At 38.7% G+C, this 16360-nt stretch carries 21 protein-coding genes and 1 pseudogene; 19 read left to right on the top strand and 3 right to left on the bottom strand.

Annotated features, from left to right (window positions below; translation table 11 throughout):
• Positions 1-203 precede the first annotated feature (203 nt).
• The 8 genes from AC0YN7_RS27045 (at position 204) to AC0YN7_RS27010 (ending at position 5723) form a co-directional block, all read left to right on the top strand.
• Positions 204-635 carry an NUDIX hydrolase gene (locus AC0YN7_RS27045; RefSeq protein ID WP_475813126.1) on the top strand — a complete coding sequence of 144 codons (432 nt, stop codon included), beginning with the start codon at positions 204-206 and terminating at the stop codon, positions 633-635.
• A gap of 191 nt (positions 636-826) precedes the next feature.
• Positions 827-1255 carry a hypothetical protein gene (locus AC0YN7_RS27040; protein WP_475813125.1) on the top strand — a complete coding sequence of 143 codons (429 nt, stop codon included), beginning with the start codon at positions 827-829 and terminating at the stop codon, positions 1253-1255.
• Positions 1256-1566: 311 nt separating this feature from the next.
• The gene (locus tag AC0YN7_RS27035) at positions 1567-2433 is read left to right on the top strand and encodes a phosphotransferase (RefSeq protein ID WP_475813124.1); all 867 of its coding nucleotides are present in this window, start codon (positions 1567-1569) and stop codon (positions 2431-2433) included.
• Positions 2403-2678, top strand: a complete 276-nt coding sequence (locus tag AC0YN7_RS27030; RefSeq protein WP_475813123.1) for a GNAT family N-acetyltransferase — start codon at positions 2403-2405, stop codon at positions 2676-2678. Before AC0YN7_RS27035 ends, AC0YN7_RS27030 begins: the two co-directional genes overlap by 31 nt.
• Before the next feature lie 304 nt (positions 2679-2982).
• Positions 2983-3495, top strand: coding sequence for a hypothetical protein (locus AC0YN7_RS27025; RefSeq protein ID WP_475813122.1), 513 nt, complete (start codon positions 2983-2985; stop codon positions 3493-3495).
• Between the two features lie 225 nt (positions 3496-3720).
• Positions 3721-4110: a VOC family protein gene (locus AC0YN7_RS27020; protein WP_475813132.1), complete on the top strand. Its 390-nt coding sequence runs from the start codon at positions 3721-3723 to the stop codon at positions 4108-4110.
• 589 nt (positions 4111-4699) lie between these two features.
• Positions 4700-5041: a hypothetical protein gene (locus AC0YN7_RS27015; RefSeq protein WP_475813121.1), complete on the top strand. Its 342-nt coding sequence runs from the start codon at positions 4700-4702 to the stop codon at positions 5039-5041.
• A 91-nt stretch (positions 5042-5132) separates the two neighbouring features.
• Complete coding sequence (locus tag AC0YN7_RS27010) at positions 5133-5723, top strand: hypothetical protein (protein WP_475813120.1); 591 nt, start codon at positions 5133-5135, stop codon at positions 5721-5723.
• A gap of 179 nt (positions 5724-5902) precedes the next feature.
• Here the strand turns inward: AC0YN7_RS27010 and AC0YN7_RS27005 are convergent, their stop codons facing one another.
• The gene (locus AC0YN7_RS27005; RefSeq protein ID WP_475813119.1) at positions 5903-6298 is read right to left on the bottom strand and encodes a collagen-like protein; all 396 of its coding nucleotides are present in this window, start codon (positions 6296-6298) and stop codon (positions 5903-5905) included.
• 267 nt (positions 6299-6565) lie between these two features.
• On the opposite strand from AC0YN7_RS27005, the gene AC0YN7_RS27000 reads away from it, so the two are divergent.
• The 7 genes from AC0YN7_RS27000 (at position 6566) to AC0YN7_RS26970 (ending at position 11239) form a co-directional block, all read left to right on the top strand.
• The gene (locus AC0YN7_RS27000) at positions 6566-7225 is read left to right on the top strand and encodes an HAD family hydrolase (RefSeq protein ID WP_475813118.1); all 660 of its coding nucleotides are present in this window, start codon (positions 6566-6568) and stop codon (positions 7223-7225) included.
• An 86-nt stretch (positions 7226-7311) separates the two neighbouring features.
• Complete coding sequence (locus AC0YN7_RS26995) at positions 7312-7668, top strand: nuclear transport factor 2 family protein (protein ID WP_475813131.1); 357 nt, start codon at positions 7312-7314, stop codon at positions 7666-7668.
• Between the two features lie 402 nt (positions 7669-8070).
• Positions 8071-8718, top strand: coding sequence for a DJ-1/PfpI family protein (locus AC0YN7_RS26990; protein WP_475813117.1), 648 nt, complete (start codon positions 8071-8073; stop codon positions 8716-8718).
• A 304-nt stretch (positions 8719-9022) separates the two neighbouring features.
• The gene (locus AC0YN7_RS26985; RefSeq protein ID WP_475813116.1) at positions 9023-9499 is read left to right on the top strand and encodes a UPF0158 family protein; all 477 of its coding nucleotides are present in this window, start codon (positions 9023-9025) and stop codon (positions 9497-9499) included.
• Positions 9500-9516: 17 nt separating this feature from the next.
• Positions 9517-10077 (top strand): DUF4303 domain-containing protein, encoded by a 561-nt coding sequence (locus AC0YN7_RS26980; protein WP_475813115.1) that lies wholly within the window; start codon positions 9517-9519, stop codon positions 10075-10077.
• Positions 10078-10276: 199 nt separating this feature from the next.
• Positions 10277-10738, top strand: a complete 462-nt coding sequence (locus AC0YN7_RS26975; protein ID WP_475813114.1) for a DinB family protein — start codon at positions 10277-10279, stop codon at positions 10736-10738.
• A 144-nt stretch (positions 10739-10882) separates the two neighbouring features.
• Positions 10883-11239 carry a hypothetical protein gene (locus AC0YN7_RS26970; RefSeq protein ID WP_475813113.1) on the top strand — a complete coding sequence of 119 codons (357 nt, stop codon included), beginning with the start codon at positions 10883-10885 and terminating at the stop codon, positions 11237-11239.
• A 73-nt stretch (positions 11240-11312) separates the two neighbouring features.
• Here AC0YN7_RS26970 and AC0YN7_RS26965 read toward each other — a convergent pair whose 3' ends face one another.
• On the bottom strand, positions 11313-12398 hold the full coding sequence (locus AC0YN7_RS26965; RefSeq protein ID WP_475813112.1) for a chymotrypsin family serine protease: 1086 nt from the start codon (positions 12396-12398) through the stop codon (positions 11313-11315).
• 418 nt (positions 12399-12816) lie between these two features.
• Between AC0YN7_RS26965 and AC0YN7_RS26960 the strand changes: the two genes are divergently transcribed.
• From AC0YN7_RS26960 to AC0YN7_RS26945, 4 genes and pseudogenes are all read left to right on the top strand, one after another.
• Positions 12817-13272: a DUF6843 domain-containing protein gene (locus AC0YN7_RS26960; protein WP_475813111.1), complete on the top strand. Its 456-nt coding sequence runs from the start codon at positions 12817-12819 to the stop codon at positions 13270-13272.
• A gap of 146 nt (positions 13273-13418) precedes the next feature.
• The gene (locus tag AC0YN7_RS26955; RefSeq protein WP_475813110.1) at positions 13419-14042 is read left to right on the top strand and encodes a hypothetical protein; all 624 of its coding nucleotides are present in this window, start codon (positions 13419-13421) and stop codon (positions 14040-14042) included.
• Positions 14043-14408: 366 nt separating this feature from the next.
• A pseudogene (locus AC0YN7_RS26950) lies at positions 14409-14824 on the top strand (hypothetical protein).
• Positions 14825-14986: 162 nt separating this feature from the next.
• A complete protein-coding gene (locus AC0YN7_RS26945; protein WP_475813109.1) occupies positions 14987-15601 on the top strand; it encodes a class I SAM-dependent methyltransferase in 615 nt (204 codons plus the stop codon).
• A 112-nt stretch (positions 15602-15713) separates the two neighbouring features.
• Here AC0YN7_RS26945 and AC0YN7_RS26940 read toward each other — a convergent pair whose 3' ends face one another.
• Positions 15714-16247, bottom strand: coding sequence for a GNAT family N-acetyltransferase (locus AC0YN7_RS26940; protein WP_475813108.1), 534 nt, complete (start codon positions 16245-16247; stop codon positions 15714-15716).
• Between the last annotated feature and the right edge of the window lie 113 nt (positions 16248-16360).

Below are 16360 nucleotides of genomic sequence, written 5' to 3'. Positions count from 1 at the left end.
TTGTAATCTGCATGCCCATGAAAGACGAACATCGGAAAGCCGTATGAGGGAAAACCTCACGTACGGTTTGATGAGGAGGGGCTGGGAAGACCAGCCCTTTACTCTAGTAACTGGCAGAATACTTTAACAAGACCGCAACAAAGCTTCGCTAACTACCGTATAATAAATTGGGCATAAATTACAAATTATTAGGAGGCCTTTAAATGTCAAACAATCTAGTAGGAGCAGCTGCTGTCATATTGAATTCAGAAGGGAGAATCCTTCTAGTAAAACATAACTATGGTAAGTATAATTGGGAAATTCCGGGTGGGTTATCAGAGAAGAATGAATCTGCAGAGGATACTGCGAAGAGAGAAGTATTTGAAGAAACAGGTCTTGAAGTTACTGTAGGACGCTTAATTGGTGTATATTATGAACCTAATAATGATATGCATCACTTTGCTTTCATTTGTAATGTAATCGATAAGCAACAACCACAGCCAGACTCTAAGGAAGTAACAGAATGTAATTATTTCAACATAGATGATCTACCTCGACCAATTAGTGACTTCACTATTATGCGAATACAAGAAGCTTTGGATCCTGATAGCAATCATTTATTCCACAATATCGGACCAAGAAAGTGGTTTGAATAAATTTTTGTGATAATTACATAGATTCGTTCAACTAACGAGTAACTATAGCGTAACAATCAACATGACGAGGCTGCCGACATGGAACGGCAGCCTCGTTGAGCTAACGGACAGTTTACCGAAACATTCGTATAATTTTTAGCGTCCTTGTTTATAAGAAAATTACCATCATTTCCAAAGGAGGAGGGAAATGCGTGAGATTTGTTATGATTGTTCTTTTGTTAATATGTTTCATTACAACAGGGTGTACGATAAATACAAGCTCGAAAGATGAAATAATAATTACGGCGGAACAGATTAACGATTCATTTGAGACGTATGATATTCTGTTATCTGAGCCTACAGGATTAAATCCAGAAAATGTATTTTTAAGAACTTTGAATGGAGTCAAGCCTGAAACTTATTCAATTAATGAAAATCAATTAATCAGTTTTTATGTCTATTCCTCCAGCCATGAGGCTGAAAAAGGACAAAATGATTTTGAGGATAATACAGCAGCGGCAAGTGTGGAAACGCATATTAAATATAAAATAGCGAATGTATTATTATTTTATGTCTCCGAAGGTTCCACTAATGATGAACGAGTTGAAGAAATCATGAAGGAATTACAAGTTACGAAGTAACATGATTGTTACAACCTTTTTCATTCCGCTAACGGGTAGTTTAATGGAGCGCCGTGTTGAAATAAACCGCTGTTATTTATGATAGGGGTCTCCGTGGAATATCTTACAAATTGTCAACTTGGCTTATTGAGTTCGTGTTTCAAATTATCATGAATCAATACTGAAATATATTAAAAGAAAAATACGAGTAAAAGACACTATATTTCCACACTCAGGGTTTAAACATGCCTTAGAAGGTTGTCTAGGAGTTCTGATGTTGTTATGTAGTTAGGTATATAAAATTAATGGAGTGGTTTAGGGAGGTGGCAAAAATGGAGTTAGGAATAGATGTTAACGGGATAATAAAAGAACTTTGTGAAAAAGGTGTAGTTGATTGCACTACTAAGTTACTTAATAAGATGAATGGAACTACAGAAGGACTAGTATATACTCTTACAGTTGACGACGATCCAAAATACGTGTTGAAACTCGATAGCTCAGAAAATATATTTTTGGTCGAACAATTGCATCAAGCTTATAAAAATAGCACACTATTATCTAAGCTTCTCTATACCGATACTACTAAAAAGTACATTGTATATTATTATACCGTTGGTACAACACATTTTAATCGTGGTACAAAAATAATCTGGTTGACTCTTTTGATCAAAGAACTTCTGAATCATTACGAAATCTATCAGCAAACTGATAAGTGGGGCTTCTGGTTAGATGATCCGTGTCAAACTTGGCATGAATTCATTGATCGGGGTGTGGAATACGCCCGAATTAATATTGGTAGCGTTTTACCAGTTGAAGATTATCATAAAGTAAAATCATTTGTTGGAAACATTTCGACAAATGAAGGATATGAAAGATTTTTGCTTCACGGTGATTGTGGTGTTCATAATTTTGTGTATGATCAAAACACATTAAAAGGAGTTATCGATCCTTCACCTATTGTTGGACCTGTACTGTATGATTTTATATATGCGTTTTGCTCCTCTCCTGACGATTTGAACCTAGAAACTTTGATTTCAACATTCACTTTGCTTAATCATGAGCCTATTGAGAGATCAAGTCTTATCAAAGAAGTAATCATTCAGCTTTATTGTCGCATAGGTATCTGTTTAAAACACCATCCACATGATTTAGCCGATTATTTAAAGGCTTGGGACTACTGGAAAGTTCTTATCCCATAGTTAACAGAGTTGGAGTAAATATGTTTATGATTGACTACAAGTATCAAGGTAAAGGAATTGGAAAACAAGAAATGTTGAAAATTATAGAAGTCATGAAGAGATTTCCTTGCAATGAGATAGATACGAGTTTCGTTTCTACAAATGAAAGGGCAAAAAAAATGTATACCAGTCTAGGTTTTAAGTATACGGGTGGCGTCACTAATGAAGGTGAACCGCTATATTGTTTGAGATTCGAGAAAGGTTAAGTAAGACAAATTGTATTTTCAGGAAACTACATAATTCAATAAAAGAGTAAGTTCTATTGAAGAAACCACTCCATCGTTAGGAGTGGCTTTGTGTTTATATACTGATGTAAACTTTGTGGTTAAAATGAACTTTGTGTTTAAATACATTACGGAGTGTGGGCATTACGCTAACGGGGAACGATAGTTGACCATCGAAAGGGCTGCCATGTGGTAGCCCTTCATTTCGCTAACTGGCAGTTATGCGCAACAAATGTCTCACATTTTCGTCTGTAATTTTGATTGGGAGTAATTGGGAGGGGTTGAAATGAAACGATTATGTTCATTGTTATTTGTACTACTATTTATAATTACAGGTTGTGGTACGGAAACAAAGCAACAGAACAAAATGCCAAAAGTAATGCCCGACGATTTCGATTTCATGGTTAGTTTCGGTTATGGAGAGGTTACTAAAAATGAAATTAATACCTACCAAGATACGGTTACAAAAGATTTGATAATGTTAGGGACTGCAACTGCAAACATCACTTTTACCATGGAAGAGATGCGGAGCATTTATGAGAAGATGAGAGAGATAAACATCATGGGAACGAAAGAGTTATTACCAACCAACCTGTCTTGTTCTAAAATACCCTATAATAAAGATAGTTGGAAAATTAGTGTAGATGGTGAAACAAAAAACTTTACTTGGTCGGATAAAAATTGTGATGTAACAAGCGATGCACAGCAACTATTGGAATTACGAACATTCATCCAAAATTTAGTGGCCGGTAAAGATGCTTATAAAGAATTACCCCCAGCAGAGGGTGGTTATGATTGATGGACTAGAAATCCAATTAGAAAGTGCTATTCCGCTAACAGGACATAACGGGACACTATAGTTCAATATGGGTTGGCTGCCACTCAGGCAGTCATTCGTTAAGTTAACGGGCATTTATGCGTAGTGACTATACTATTTTGTAAGAGCATCTTTACAAGCAAACATACCTTCGTTATTCTGTATGTGGTTTAATTTACCACAATTAATCAAAGAGAGTGGAAATTGGTGGAGATAATCAAGGCAAAGGTTGAAAATTCTCTTACGGTCCTATTGGTATCAAATTTAGAAAAGTCTAAGAAGTATTATGAAGCCGCTTTGGGTTGTGAAGTGAATGAACATTGGGCAATTCGAGATAATTATGGCTTAGGTTTTAAATTGATCCAGGCAGCGGATATAGAAGATGTTAGACCTAACAAGGGTACTTGGAATACTTATGCTTATGTAAAAACACACGATGAACTGGATGCTTTATATATAGAACTCAAAACAAATGGTGCTATCATCGTTTCTGAGCCTACAGTAGCCGAATATGATTGGGGAGCTTGGAAGGATTTTTCTGTTAAAGATATAGATGGATATGTAATCGGTTTCGGTTCAGGGAATAAAAATTCTTGAAGTTACCATAGAAATTAGGGAGACTTTCCTCAATATCTAAATATTGCTTTTTCAGTCTAGTCAGAAAGGTTCTATCTTCGTTAAGATTGCGTATATCCAGTTGATCAGTCTATTTACACAGTCGACCACGGCTACTTTAGATGCTGGAGTTAATTCGGATTATTTTAATATTTGCACTTCTTGGGGCACTTTCGGGATTTTTTCTAAAAACAATCTATTCTGAAATCGGCATATACACTGAAAAATATCAATGGACGGTAATGCTTGGTATATACATTCTGATTTTTGTTTTATACAGAAATAAAATGCAATTCATCAGATGGTACGCAGGAAAGGGAAGAGAGAACTCCCTAAAAAAGCAACTCAACTTTTTCTTACAATCTCTGCTTTGTTAATTTTATTGCCAGCATTTCTAAATTTCTCATTGCACTGACGGGTAACTATACCTTCATACAGACCTTAACGATGGCAGCTGAAATCACACGCTAACTGGTAGTATAGTGGAACAAACAGAACCTTTTTTCGTCTTAAAAATGGTAGAAGATTAAAACAAACTATTAAACGTGGGTGATAGCTCAGGAGGTATATATTGAAGATTAAACTAATGTTACTGTGTTTCGTAATAATGATGACGCTTATAGGTTGCAGTAAAGGAACAACAGAGTCAAAGTCATTAGATGAAATGAAGATGCGAGAGATCGCATGGAATTCATTGGAGGAAGCTGAGAAAAAAACAGTCATTGGTGACTGGAAACAAGCAGAGGTCACCCTAGCAAAGTGGGATGACATTGGATTGAAAACAACTAAAGAAAAACCTGAAAGCATAGCTCGGGTCTTATTTAAGACTACTTTTGATCCCCTATTAGGTTCACTTGGTATTTATATCGACACAGTTGCAAATAAAATTATTGGTTATGACATCAGGATGTAAGTACAATCAGTATAAAAATAAAAACCTACATTTATAACCCCTCTGACTAACTGAACTAACGGATAAGTGAATAGTGACGGGTGGTGTAATAATGAAAAAAATAAAACCCAAAATACGAATAGTTATTGTCATCATTATTTTATTGTTATTCATTGGTTACATAAGTGGATATAGGTTAGACGGTTTAAGTGCTGCAAGGGCAAACACATTAGTACCAAAAGATTCTGTATTGTTAGATGTGGTGGATTATAGTTGGGGAGGAGTTTATATTTTTAACTCACCAGAAAAGCCAGTAACAGCAATCAGCATAAAGACTCTCGGCTTTTTGTGGTCTTCAAGAATGTCAGTATATCATTATCATCGAGATGATCCGATTAAAACAATCGGTGGGACATCGATTGGTAATCCAAGTGAGAAAACCACAGTGATAAGTATTTTGGTTGATGATCCAGAAGTTTCTTACCTTGAAGTGGGGCCTAAAGGTAGCAGACTTAAGAAAGAAGCCAGTATAGGAGATCCAATGACATTTTCGTGGGATGATTCGTTCCAACTCGACAGATTACATCCGCAGGCATTTAATGAAAATGGCGAACTACTTTATGAATACCGCTACCCTATAACCAATTATATAAGGCATGAGGATTTGAAATGGTATTCAACAAAGGAATATACACAGCAGTAATGAAAAAAACATTAACAGATTGAAAATATAATTCATTACGCTAACGAGTAGGATAACTCAAGAAAAACTGGTTAAAATTCAAAACAAGGCGTTAGGAGCTGAAACCGAAAAAGGGCAGTGCATGTCGGCCGATGCCATTATGCGCTGCCCTTGTTTGTTTCCGTTATGAAGCGAAGCCGTTAGAAGCAAGTAAACGATTCGACGAGATTCAGGTCGTACCCCGCATACATCCAGAAAAAACCGTTCCATTGAAAGCCAGCGATGGAAGTTCTGCCTACGAAGATAGGGAAATACCAGAACTGATTGCCATTTCTAAGCCAAATGTACGTATTGCGGAACAAGCATCTGCGGATGGCCCCCGGATCGACTGCGAACGCGGTAAACTGCGGCCGCGGCGGAACGAACTGCGGTGGCGGCGCGGTAGGCGCTTGAAAGCCGGAAGGTCCTGGCGGCATTGATGGGCCGGGCGGTCCCGGTTGTGGTCCGAATGGAGGCGGAGGAGGTCCCGGCGGTCCGAACGGCGGAAGTCCGCCGCTCTGCGATCCCGGCGGTCCAAACGGAGGCAATAATGACATATCGATTCACTCCTTATAATGGTTGTTACCATGTACTCATGATAATGAGGGCGAACGTCTATCTGCGTAGCTGGTGTATTGTATGCGGATGCCCGTTACGGAGTGAATTGTACATTAATACGAAATCGATCAAAAATTATAAATAAAGTTTTGTCTTTGCCGTTTTCTCAACTAACTGGCAGGATAGCACAACTTCATGTTACCCAATGCGTTTAAAACTGATAAAGAAGGATGATAATCAGTTGTTTAACAAAGGGAGAGGAAGCAATGTCACAATCACTCATCTTTGATATGGACGGAACACTATTCCAAACAGATAAAATTTTAGAGATATCACTCGAAGATGCTTTTAATCATTTAAGGGATCTAAATGAATGGGATACAGTAACGCCTATTGATAAATACCGTGAAATTATGGGTGTACCTTTACCAAAAGTATGGGAAACTCTGTTACCCAATCATTCAAATGCAGTAAGAGAACAAACAGATGAATACTTTCTAGAACGATTAATTGAAAATATAAGAAGTGGGAAAGGGGCTTTATATCCTAATGTAATGGAAGTTTTCAGTCATTTAAAAGAGATGGATTGTTCAATTTACATAGCAAGTAATGGTTTGACGGAATATTTAAAGGCAATTGTGACTTATTATAATTTGGATAATTGGGTAACTGAAACTTTTAGTATCCAACAAATTCAATCGTTAAATAAATCAGACTTAGTTCAAGTTATTATAGAAAAATATGGTATTACTAATGCGGCAGTAGTAGGTGACCGCTTATCGGATATTAATGCAGCTAAAGATAATGGCTTAGTTGCCATAGGATGTAATTTTGATTTTGCACGAGACGACGAACTTTCTCAGGCTGATATAGTTATAGATGACTTAATTGAACTAAAAGCAATAGTATCACAGTTGAACAAATAGGGGGCAGTTTGCTGCGGCAGTTGCTCTCTTTCTTTATTAAGAGTACGGGCAGCTTAGTTTAATACAATTTTCAGTCACCTTGTAAAATAAAGGGAAGCTATGAGGCCTACAATTCATTTGATGTCGAGAGCATGGTTAATCTTTTACATAAGGATATTTTGTTTAGGGATTTTTCCAATGGAGAATTTATCACAGAGACCAGAGGGATACAAGAGTTTAAAGAACTGGCAGAAAAGTCGTCAAAGATTTTCTCTATTCGTCGTCAGACAATTACCAATTACAGTGCTATAGATGACAGAGTAGAAATACACATTGATTATGAAGCAATACTGGCTGTTGATTTGCCTAACGGATTAAAGATTGGAGATACGATTCAACTAAAAGGGAAATCTGTATTTGGAATTAATGAAGGAAAAATATCATTGATTGAAGATTATAGTTAAATAACTTGATGAGACATTGCATGATTAAGCTAACTGGTAACGCTAGTTGAACAAATAAGGGGCAGTTTGCTGCGGCAGCTGCTCTATTTTTTTATTAAGCTAACTGGCAGAATAGTTGTCTAAAGAACGTAAAGTTTTAAACTGGAAAAAGATTTTGGCAGACCTGAGTGTCACTGACATACTGTTGTCCACATTAGACGTTTACAATTAGCTTTAGGAAAGGAGAGCGATACTAAGAGTGGCATATACACGCAAAATTGTCCCTGGGAGTATTTATGCCTTTGGAAGACAGGGAACAGAGCATAATAGAGACGACTGCCAGGTGATATTGCTGGATTAGCGGACTGCCTTTAGATTCGACATCCTCAAGTGAAGAAATCATAGATAATCAAGGAGGAGTACATGAAATACGCATATGCTTATGTGCTAGATACGATGGCGGATTGGGAGCTTGGCTTTGTAATTGCAGAGCTCAACTCAGGTCAATATTTCAAAAGTCAAGGGAGCCGTATTCCTGTCAAAATGGTTGGGGCTTCCAAACGTCCGATCACAACAAAGGGCGGCATGACGATCCTACCGGATCTGACGGTAGATGAGATCACACATGAAACATCCGCGATATTGCTCTTGCCGGGGGCAGACAATTGGAATGATCCCGAACATGCACCAGTTGTCAAAAAAGCAAAACAACTGCTGGACGCAGGCGGCAATGTTGCAGCAATATGCGGAGCGACCACCGCACTTGCCGATTCCGGTTTATTGGATAATCGTCTACACACGAGCAACAGTCTGGAGTATTTGACTTTGTTCTGCCACGAATACAAAGGCGCTGCCTGTTATAAAGACGAGAAGATCGTTGTAGACGGCAATCTTATCACAACCGGTGCAGCCGGCGGACTTCTATTAGCGCGTGAGGTTATTGCGCTGCTGGATCTATTTAAAAATGAAACGTTAGAAGCGTGGTATAACTACTTCAATACTGGCGACTGTAAATATTTTTATACCATGATGGAGACGATGCAAGAGAGCAATTCATCCATCAGAAATTAAACATACCTATATAAAAGTTTCTGCAATTAGAGTAGAGGATTGGCTAGCAGACTGAAAATAAGACTGGAGCGAGAAAGACGGCAAGCCGCTAGGCCGCAAGTTCGCAGCTGGCGGCCATTGTTATGGACATTATGGGACCTATTTTATTATAAAATGAATGATGACTGCCTAGGCAGCATTGTGCTAACGGGTAATTATAGTTGAGTAGGAGTTGCATTTAATAATGCAGCTCCTCTTTGATTTATTTATGTATTTTGAATAAACTGTATAGTAGAAGGGATATCAATGAAAGGACGGGTATGAAATGAAGAAAAAAGCAGCGGTAAAATTAGATGATCTAATTAATGAGATTGAAATTCAAATGGATGAGACCGTTACATATATAAACACCCTGACAGGAGAAGTTATAGTATTATCGAGAGAAGAGATGAGAGCGGCAGAAGATGAAGAGCCGCTTGAAAGCTATCCAGATTGGCAAAGAGAGAACATTGAACAAGCAATAAAAATAATAGAGGATGAAGATGAGGTTTACCTCGATTTCACATTAAAAAACAAGTACCATGAGTATGAAATAGTAGAAGAATTTATCGGGACATTAAGTGAAGCTGAGATCCGAGAAGAATTGTTTGGAGCTATTCGAGGAAGAGGAGCATTTAGAAGATTTAAAGACGGGATCAGAGAATATGACGTCGAAAAACAATGGTATGAATTCAAAGAAAAAAAAGTAAAGGAATTAGTTATTGAATGGTGTAAAGAAAAGGAAATTGTAATAGAGGAATGAAGTATGGAGTTGCCCCGATGGATTTCGATTTCCCCTTTCTGAAACAAGAGATTAAAACGGCGGCTATGCAGGTCTTTGCCGAAATGCATGAGACGTACCGGGAAGATCGGGTGATCGCTTTTGCGTTGTACAGCGACGAAGGCGCCATGACGGTATGCCCTGCCGTCAATACGGAAGCGCATCTCGAAGACATGGTCACGGGCGATGCGGAACATGCGTTGTATTTCAAATACGAGCCTGCGGAATGGAAGTTCGAAGGTCAAGGGGCGGTGGCGGCCTTCGGCGCGATTTGCGAGAAGCTGCGAAGTTTCGTCCTGACGGAGGAGCCCTCGGCAAGCCATGAAGACGGTCGCTTCGTGGCGTTTCGTGAGGAGTTGTATGAAACGTGCATCGAGGCGCTGGAAGAACTGGTACGCTCGGGCTTCTTTGCCCGTGCGGTCGGTCGCGACATTATCGTCTTGTTCGCGGTTTCCGACGAGTATGAGACAGATTCGTATATGATGATGATCCGGCGGCTGAATACCGACGACACTGTCCGCAAGGAATGCGCGGCTTATGCGAAAGAATGGGGCGATTAGCGCCGAAAGGCTCGCCTCCATTCCATTCGGGCACTTGTTACGCTAACGGGACACTTAAGTTGAATAACTAGCATTGTTGAGCAGGCTAAAGTAGTTTGCTCATTTCATTAACAGGCAGGATAGCTTAGCAACAAAAGAGTTCTTCTATTCGATACGAATTATAAATAGATACAAACTGAAAAATTGGGAGTGCTATGAGTTGATAAAGTTGTTTCAGTATAACTGGATGGTAAGAGATGAATGGTTTGAACTGTGCAAGCAAGTCCCAATAGAAGAATTGTTGTGTCATCGAATTGGTGGGGCAGGTTGTATTCTGTATACTTTCTTTCACATTTCAGACGTGGAATATAGTTGGATTCGAGGTATACAAGGTAAGCCTGATATACAAGTACAATTTGAGAACTATCAGACAATCCAGCAAGTAAAGGAACTTTCCGATTCTTGGCTCAAAGAAACACAGGCATTCCTTAATACATGGTCAAGTGATTTTGAAAACGAGACTGTGAGCGTTCCGTGGACTGAAGGTCCTTTTACCAAAGGTGAAATCTTGCATCATGTGATTGCCCATGAAATTCATCATATGGGTCAGCTATCCATTTGGGCAAGAGAACTTGGGCTTCAACCAATTTCAGCAAATGTGATTGGACGAGGGTTATTTTAAATAGAAGGTTGAACTAACGGGACACTATAGCATAACAATCACAGAACGAGGCTGCCGGCATAAATCGGCAGCCTCGTTGATCTACCGGGCAGGTTAGAGCAACATTATCTTTTAAGGAACGTATGAATCTGGGGGGGGGAGAAAATGGGTAGAAAAAGCATACCATCGATTGCCCTCATTCTCACAATAGTCGTTTTGGGGCTGTTTTTTTTATATTTCACAGATCTCGTCGATAAGTCGGAGTCTGTGATTCTTTTTAAAGAATCAGCCGATGATGTAGCAAATTCAGGAATGTGGATTTATGGCGGTGTAACGGCGGGACATGTGTATGTCGAGTTAAGCAATCAAGAGGTAAATCAAATTCGCTCCTGGCTTATTTCCGTGCCAGCGGACAGGGTTAAAGAAATTAAAAAAATATTTTACGAGATCAACGTCAATCCAAACCTCAGTAGCAGATTGGTCATAGGAACCGTAACCAGTCCGAGAGAATCGAAACAATAGGTGCGAAAGCATGTGGCAGAAACAATTACATGGGGTAGTACCAGCGAATCTGACACTACCCCTATTAATTATTCTACTTTCTCACATTGATAACCCGTTGCCATTTACGCTGGGCTGCTGTCAACGGCTGTACATAACGATAGTTTCCTTTCGGTGCAGCCCGTTTTACAGAGCCTGCTTTGAACCCATTTCTTGTTCCGGCAGGGATTGCAACTCGTAATCCATAAGTGGACATCACCCTGGCAATCGGAGTCGCGATGGACAAGTTTCCGCTTTCCGATTGAGCGAAATTCATGGCTACAGCATTTCTGCCAGGCGCTTGAAGCCATACAGACCCAGAGTCCCCTGCGACAGAGATAGGACGCGTTCCGCGAATCGTTGTCTGATTAGCTAAACGGAAAGTGCCGAAGGGATATGTGATATCACCGGTCCAATTCACGTCAATCACTGACCCGGTCACTGGACCTGTGGTACGACCTGTTTTAAACACATTTGTACCGACAGGGTAGCTTAGCAGATGGCCAGGCACAGTGGTTAAAAACCCGATGTTATTGGCCAAGTAACGTGGATTCAAAAGAGCGTTGGACGTAGGGAGGGCAATACATGAATCTTGGAAATTGTTTGCATTGGGAATAAGCCGAACAAACTGAAAAGCCCGGCCCACCCTGTCAGTAATAGTTCTGCCTCCGTCTAATGGTCCAGGCTGAAGAGTCTCTGCAAAGACCGGAGAGTTATTATTAATCAGCACATGGTTGTTACTAAGAATAAATAGCTGGCCGTTTCTAATTACAATGAGTCCAGCAGTTCCCGTACCTTGTGGAGTACCAATACTGACCCCCCCAGGAATAGGACGCCAGCGACTTCTTGGTGTTTGAGTTATTTTTCCCCCCTTCTTTTTGGGGTGAGCCCCATCCGCATAGAATTTTCCCGACCTGATAAAACGGATAGGAGCAGTTGCGCCAGATTTCAACATAGTTGATATAATATTGCCGTTTCGTACGGTTGAATGATTTTTGTCCGTATAAACATAGATCGCCGCACCTAATTCCGGTTTCAATGGATCGGTGTAACCTACTCCTACCGCATGGACATCACGACGTTTTAGCAAGGTATTCGTAATCCTGTTTTTCTGCCTAACAGCCTCTCTGAATGTCGCCATTGCTCAATCTCCTTTACAAACAGATATCGCATTCTATGCCGACTTGTTCATGAGTGATTGATGATAAAGCCTATCAAAGGGCAGTATGTCCCATGCTTATTCGCTTTATCGATTTGATGCTTTAACACTTTAACGATTTGATGCATCCTCACAAAACCGGTATTTTGTATGACTAATATTCAGTACTTTTTGATATTCGTAGTTAATGTTATCAATTAATATTAATGGTATTTTGTAACTATGTTCTGCAGACCATTGAGCTAACGGGCAGGATTGTGTGGTGACAATCGTCTGTTTTTTTTTGGCTCTAACAAATACCGTTATGGAATGGGAGTACTACAAAAGTTAGAACTAATCAACAACAGAAAAGAGGGATATAATCCTTGATTAGATGGAGAAGATGGGAGATTGGTGATGTATGACAAAGAATCGGAAATATGCTGGCGTAAATATTATCGCAATACTACTTGGAGTCCTATCTGTATTTGGGATTATTGCTTTTGCTGGGTTAGGGCTCACCAAATCCTCTTCAACGAATGATATTTATCTAATCCCTGAGGGCTTTGAGGGCGACATTCGAGTGAATTATAATGTTCAAGGTGCACCAGCACTTGAGAAGGAAGGTAAGTATGATGTAATTCCAATTAGAATCGATGGGACATATAACACCTCTAAACCTGATATGGAATACGGGCTAGTAACAGACCAATATTTCTATGTCAGTCATGAAGGGAAGCGAACTCCAATAGATACACTTTGTGTCAATGTTAGAGGAAATGGTTCATCCGAGATTGGTTCAAGCATCACAAGACATAACTATCTGAAAATCACCCGAACAAAGTGTAGTGAAGATTTTAGTGCTTGGGGAGAGTAAATACTCATAGTTAGTTGGTGAACGTAAATTGTTCACGAACAAAAAAGGGGTGACATATTTTTGAGGATAAAATATGTGATTGTCATAGTTGTAGGTGTAATTTTAATGATCTGTCAGCAAAACCATTATTTCTGATGGGACAAGAAATGGTTTATCAAATCCGAGCAAAGCAGGATATAAAAGTCGATCGTATTAATGTAAACTTCATGGAATTGGATAAAGTCGAGATACTTAGTAGAGGCGCTTCGATACCTGTTGAGAATATCAGTATCAAAAACTATTTATATAACGGTAACATGTCTCATCTGTTGAAATCTTCCCATGAATACAACAGCATCATTCAGAAATCAAATATTTCTTCCATAAGATACGCCAGAGATTATTTTTGGGAAGGTAATACAATTCGAATTGAAGACAAGTTCCATCCGGGGAATTTTAATGAAGACAGTCGTGAAAAATCAAGTATAAGTATCACGATTAATGATAAGGATTGGTCTGTGATAAATCCAATAGATGTAAGGCTGAATTACTTGGATGAAAACAGATATCATGGTTATTTTGGACTTTTGGTAGTTGAAGAAAAAGGGAGTGAAAACTTGATATTGGTTCAACGTCTGTTGGGCAACCATGTTACAGATTTGGTATGGCGTACCCTAACAATTAAAAACAATGGTCAAGTTCTTGAGAATCAATTTTCCATGAACAGCGGTCAGATGTTCCACAAAGAGTTGATTATATTAACCTCACCAACACTTCACCATTTTCATTAGGGTACAAATCAAACATTCTAAAAGGATGGCCTTCCTTATTCTTTCCGCTGCTATTTCCGTTTGTAACCGCATCACTTGGACTCATATTAATAGTAATTGGCAGTTTATCGACATTCATCGGGCAAAAAAAGAAAAGAAGGTTGCTTAAGCGTTAGTATATAATGTATCTATTGAACTCCCTTGGTAACTATAGTTGAATGACAGACATTGATGAGCAGGTGCTACGGTATCCTGCTCATTTTATTAAGATAACTGGCAGTATAGTTAAATAAGATTAGGTCATTCATGGTAAAGTATAGGTATTGTTAAAGGCTGTATAAAATGCAAGATAATGACCATGAATTAATAAAGCAAATGGCGGAAAATATGGACAGGATTTTACATGAGATAGCCAATTTGAGTAGAAGTGAGGATAAAAGATTCACCGTTGGGATTTCGGGTCATGGTGCATCTGGAAAGACAACTTTCGCCAATAATCTTTTAAAGCTTCTGGGACATGACGATGTAAATTATATCAATACGGACCCCTACATTATCGGTTCTCATCTTAGGAAGTACACTTTAATCAACTATGAATACACGAATGAACACTATCAAGAGAAAATGACAGCTTGTCATCCTGCTGCTCATAATATATTCGCTTTAGAGAGAGACATTCATATGATGAGAGAGAAGAGCGTAGAATTCAATATGATTTATTTATGCATCCTTATCATCGGAATTTTGATTTAATTTTAAAAAATTCCAATGAAAACTATATTACTGAAAAAGGGTTGTATTAATTAAAATTTATGTAATACATATAACTCGAATATAGCAAAAGAGAATGGAGATATAATTACAGGTCCACCTGGACCCTTGAATTTAGAGAAAATTGACATTCTTATTAATGACTTTGAAACAATAAAAGAATCAAATGCCAGAATTGCTTGGAGGAGGGTACTATGGACAAAGAGAAACTCATCCGTAAATTTGATAATCAATCCAATATTTACGAAGTAAGAAGGAAGAAGCATTCGGAACGGAAATGGCGGGAAAAATTGATCGGAAGTGCAAAGGGGAAGGTTCTTGAGGTAGCAGTAGGTGCCGGAGCGAATTTTTACTTTTACCCCAAAAATGTAGATGTGACTGCTGTCGATTTCAGCGGTGCTATGTTATCCAAGGCAAGAGAGTCCGCCAGGGCTAGCAAAATTCGTGCCACATTCATTCAATCCGATATTGAATCTATTTCGTTTCCAGAAAACTCATTTGATACCATCGTCTCGACATTATCCTTTTGTGGCTACGAATATCCTGTTAAGGTGTTGGAATCTTTTAGCAGGTGGTGCAAGCCGGGCGGTCAAATTTTGTTAATGGAGCATGGTCTCAGTTCAAACCGATTGATTGGCAGCACCCAAAAGATCATCGAGCCGGTATTCCTACGTGTTATCGGCTGCCATCTGGATCGTAATATGATCAATATTTTTCAACAGTCCCCGATTTATATACATCATATGGAACGCTACAAGTTTAATACCGTTCATTTGGTGTGGGCGTCGCCAAACAAAGGAGAGGGTTAAAGTGTGTTAGGGGGAGTAGTATTATAAGTATATGGAAGCTGTATGATGTGATAAACAGATTCAGGGATTCAATTCGTACACATTATAAGCCTACTCATTGCAATTAAAAAGCTTATCTATTATTTTTAAGGATTGAATATACATTTGTATCGTATGCCTCTCCATATTGATACATATAATCCCTCAAAACGCCTTCTTTTTGAAATCCAGCTTTAGTTAGCAATTTATTAGATGCTTCATTATCTATAAAAACAACTGCCCCTATGCGAGTAAGGCCAAATTCATCAAATCCATATTGAATTACTTTAGATACAGCTTCGAAGGTATAGCCCTTTCTCCAGTGTTCAGGTTGTATTTCATATCCTATTTCTGCTCGTTTATGTTTGGGGGACCAAGCCTTAAATCCGATAGTTCCAATTATCCCTTGAGTTCCTTTTATTTCAATTCCCCAACGAATTCCTCTTTTCTCCTTGTAACTATTTGCAAAAAAATCAACAAATGCTTCTGCTTGTTCTCTATTATCTAATGTTTCTTGTCCATAATATCGAGTCACATTTTCATTAGAAAAACAAGAGAATATGCCATCGGCATCATCCTTTGAGAGTTCTCTTAGTAACAATCTTTCTGTCTCTAATGTTGGAAACATTTTTCTCTCCTCCCTGTCTATCTATATAGATTAATAGAAAGATGGTTTGAATACCAACCATTTTTCGAGGAAACGAAAAAAGGGACTTAACATGATTAAAGTCCCTTTTTTGT

The sequence above is a fragment of the Paenibacillus sp. J31R122 genome (assembly GCF_056269185.1).
This window is presented reverse-complemented; position numbering and strand designations above follow the sequence as displayed.

What these genes read in the sequence shown, in the direction of transcription:
- AC0YN7_RS27045 (WP_475813126.1), top strand. Translation starts at nt 204, where the DNA reads ATGTCAAACAATCTAGTAGGAGCAGCTGCTGTCATATTGAATTCAGAA.
- AC0YN7_RS27035 (WP_475813124.1), top strand. Translation starts at nt 1,567, where the DNA reads ATGGAGTTAGGAATAGATGTTAACGGGATAATAAAAGAACTTTGTGAA.
- AC0YN7_RS27025 (WP_475813122.1), top strand. Translation starts at nt 2,983, where the DNA reads ATGAAACGATTATGTTCATTGTTATTTGTACTACTATTTATAATTACA.
- AC0YN7_RS27010 (WP_475813120.1), top strand. Translation starts at nt 5,133, where the DNA reads ATGAAAAAAATAAAACCCAAAATACGAATAGTTATTGTCATCATTATT.
- AC0YN7_RS27005 (WP_475813119.1), bottom strand. Translation starts at nt 6,298, where the DNA reads ATGTCATTATTGCCTCCGTTTGGACCGCCGGGATCGCAGAGCGGCGGA.
- AC0YN7_RS27000 (WP_475813118.1), top strand. Translation starts at nt 6,566, where the DNA reads ATGTCACAATCACTCATCTTTGATATGGACGGAACACTATTCCAAACA.
- AC0YN7_RS26990 (WP_475813117.1), top strand. Translation starts at nt 8,071, where the DNA reads ATGAAATACGCATATGCTTATGTGCTAGATACGATGGCGGATTGGGAG.
- AC0YN7_RS26985 (WP_475813116.1), top strand. Translation starts at nt 9,023, where the DNA reads ATGAAGAAAAAAGCAGCGGTAAAATTAGATGATCTAATTAATGAGATT.
- AC0YN7_RS26980 (WP_475813115.1), top strand. Translation starts at nt 9,517, where the DNA reads ATGGATTTCGATTTCCCCTTTCTGAAACAAGAGATTAAAACGGCGGCT.
- AC0YN7_RS26970 (WP_475813113.1), top strand. Translation starts at nt 10,883, where the DNA reads ATGGGTAGAAAAAGCATACCATCGATTGCCCTCATTCTCACAATAGTC.
- AC0YN7_RS26965 (WP_475813112.1), bottom strand. Translation starts at nt 12,398, where the DNA reads ATGGCGACATTCAGAGAGGCTGTTAGGCAGAAAAACAGGATTACGAAT.
- AC0YN7_RS26960 (WP_475813111.1), top strand. Translation starts at nt 12,817, where the DNA reads ATGACAAAGAATCGGAAATATGCTGGCGTAAATATTATCGCAATACTA.
- AC0YN7_RS26955 (WP_475813110.1), top strand. Translation starts at nt 13,419, where the DNA reads ATGGTTTATCAAATCCGAGCAAAGCAGGATATAAAAGTCGATCGTATT.
- AC0YN7_RS26945 (WP_475813109.1), top strand. Translation starts at nt 14,987, where the DNA reads ATGGACAAAGAGAAACTCATCCGTAAATTTGATAATCAATCCAATATT.
- AC0YN7_RS26940 (WP_475813108.1), bottom strand. Translation starts at nt 16,247, where the DNA reads ATGTTTCCAACATTAGAGACAGAAAGATTGTTACTAAGAGAACTCTCA.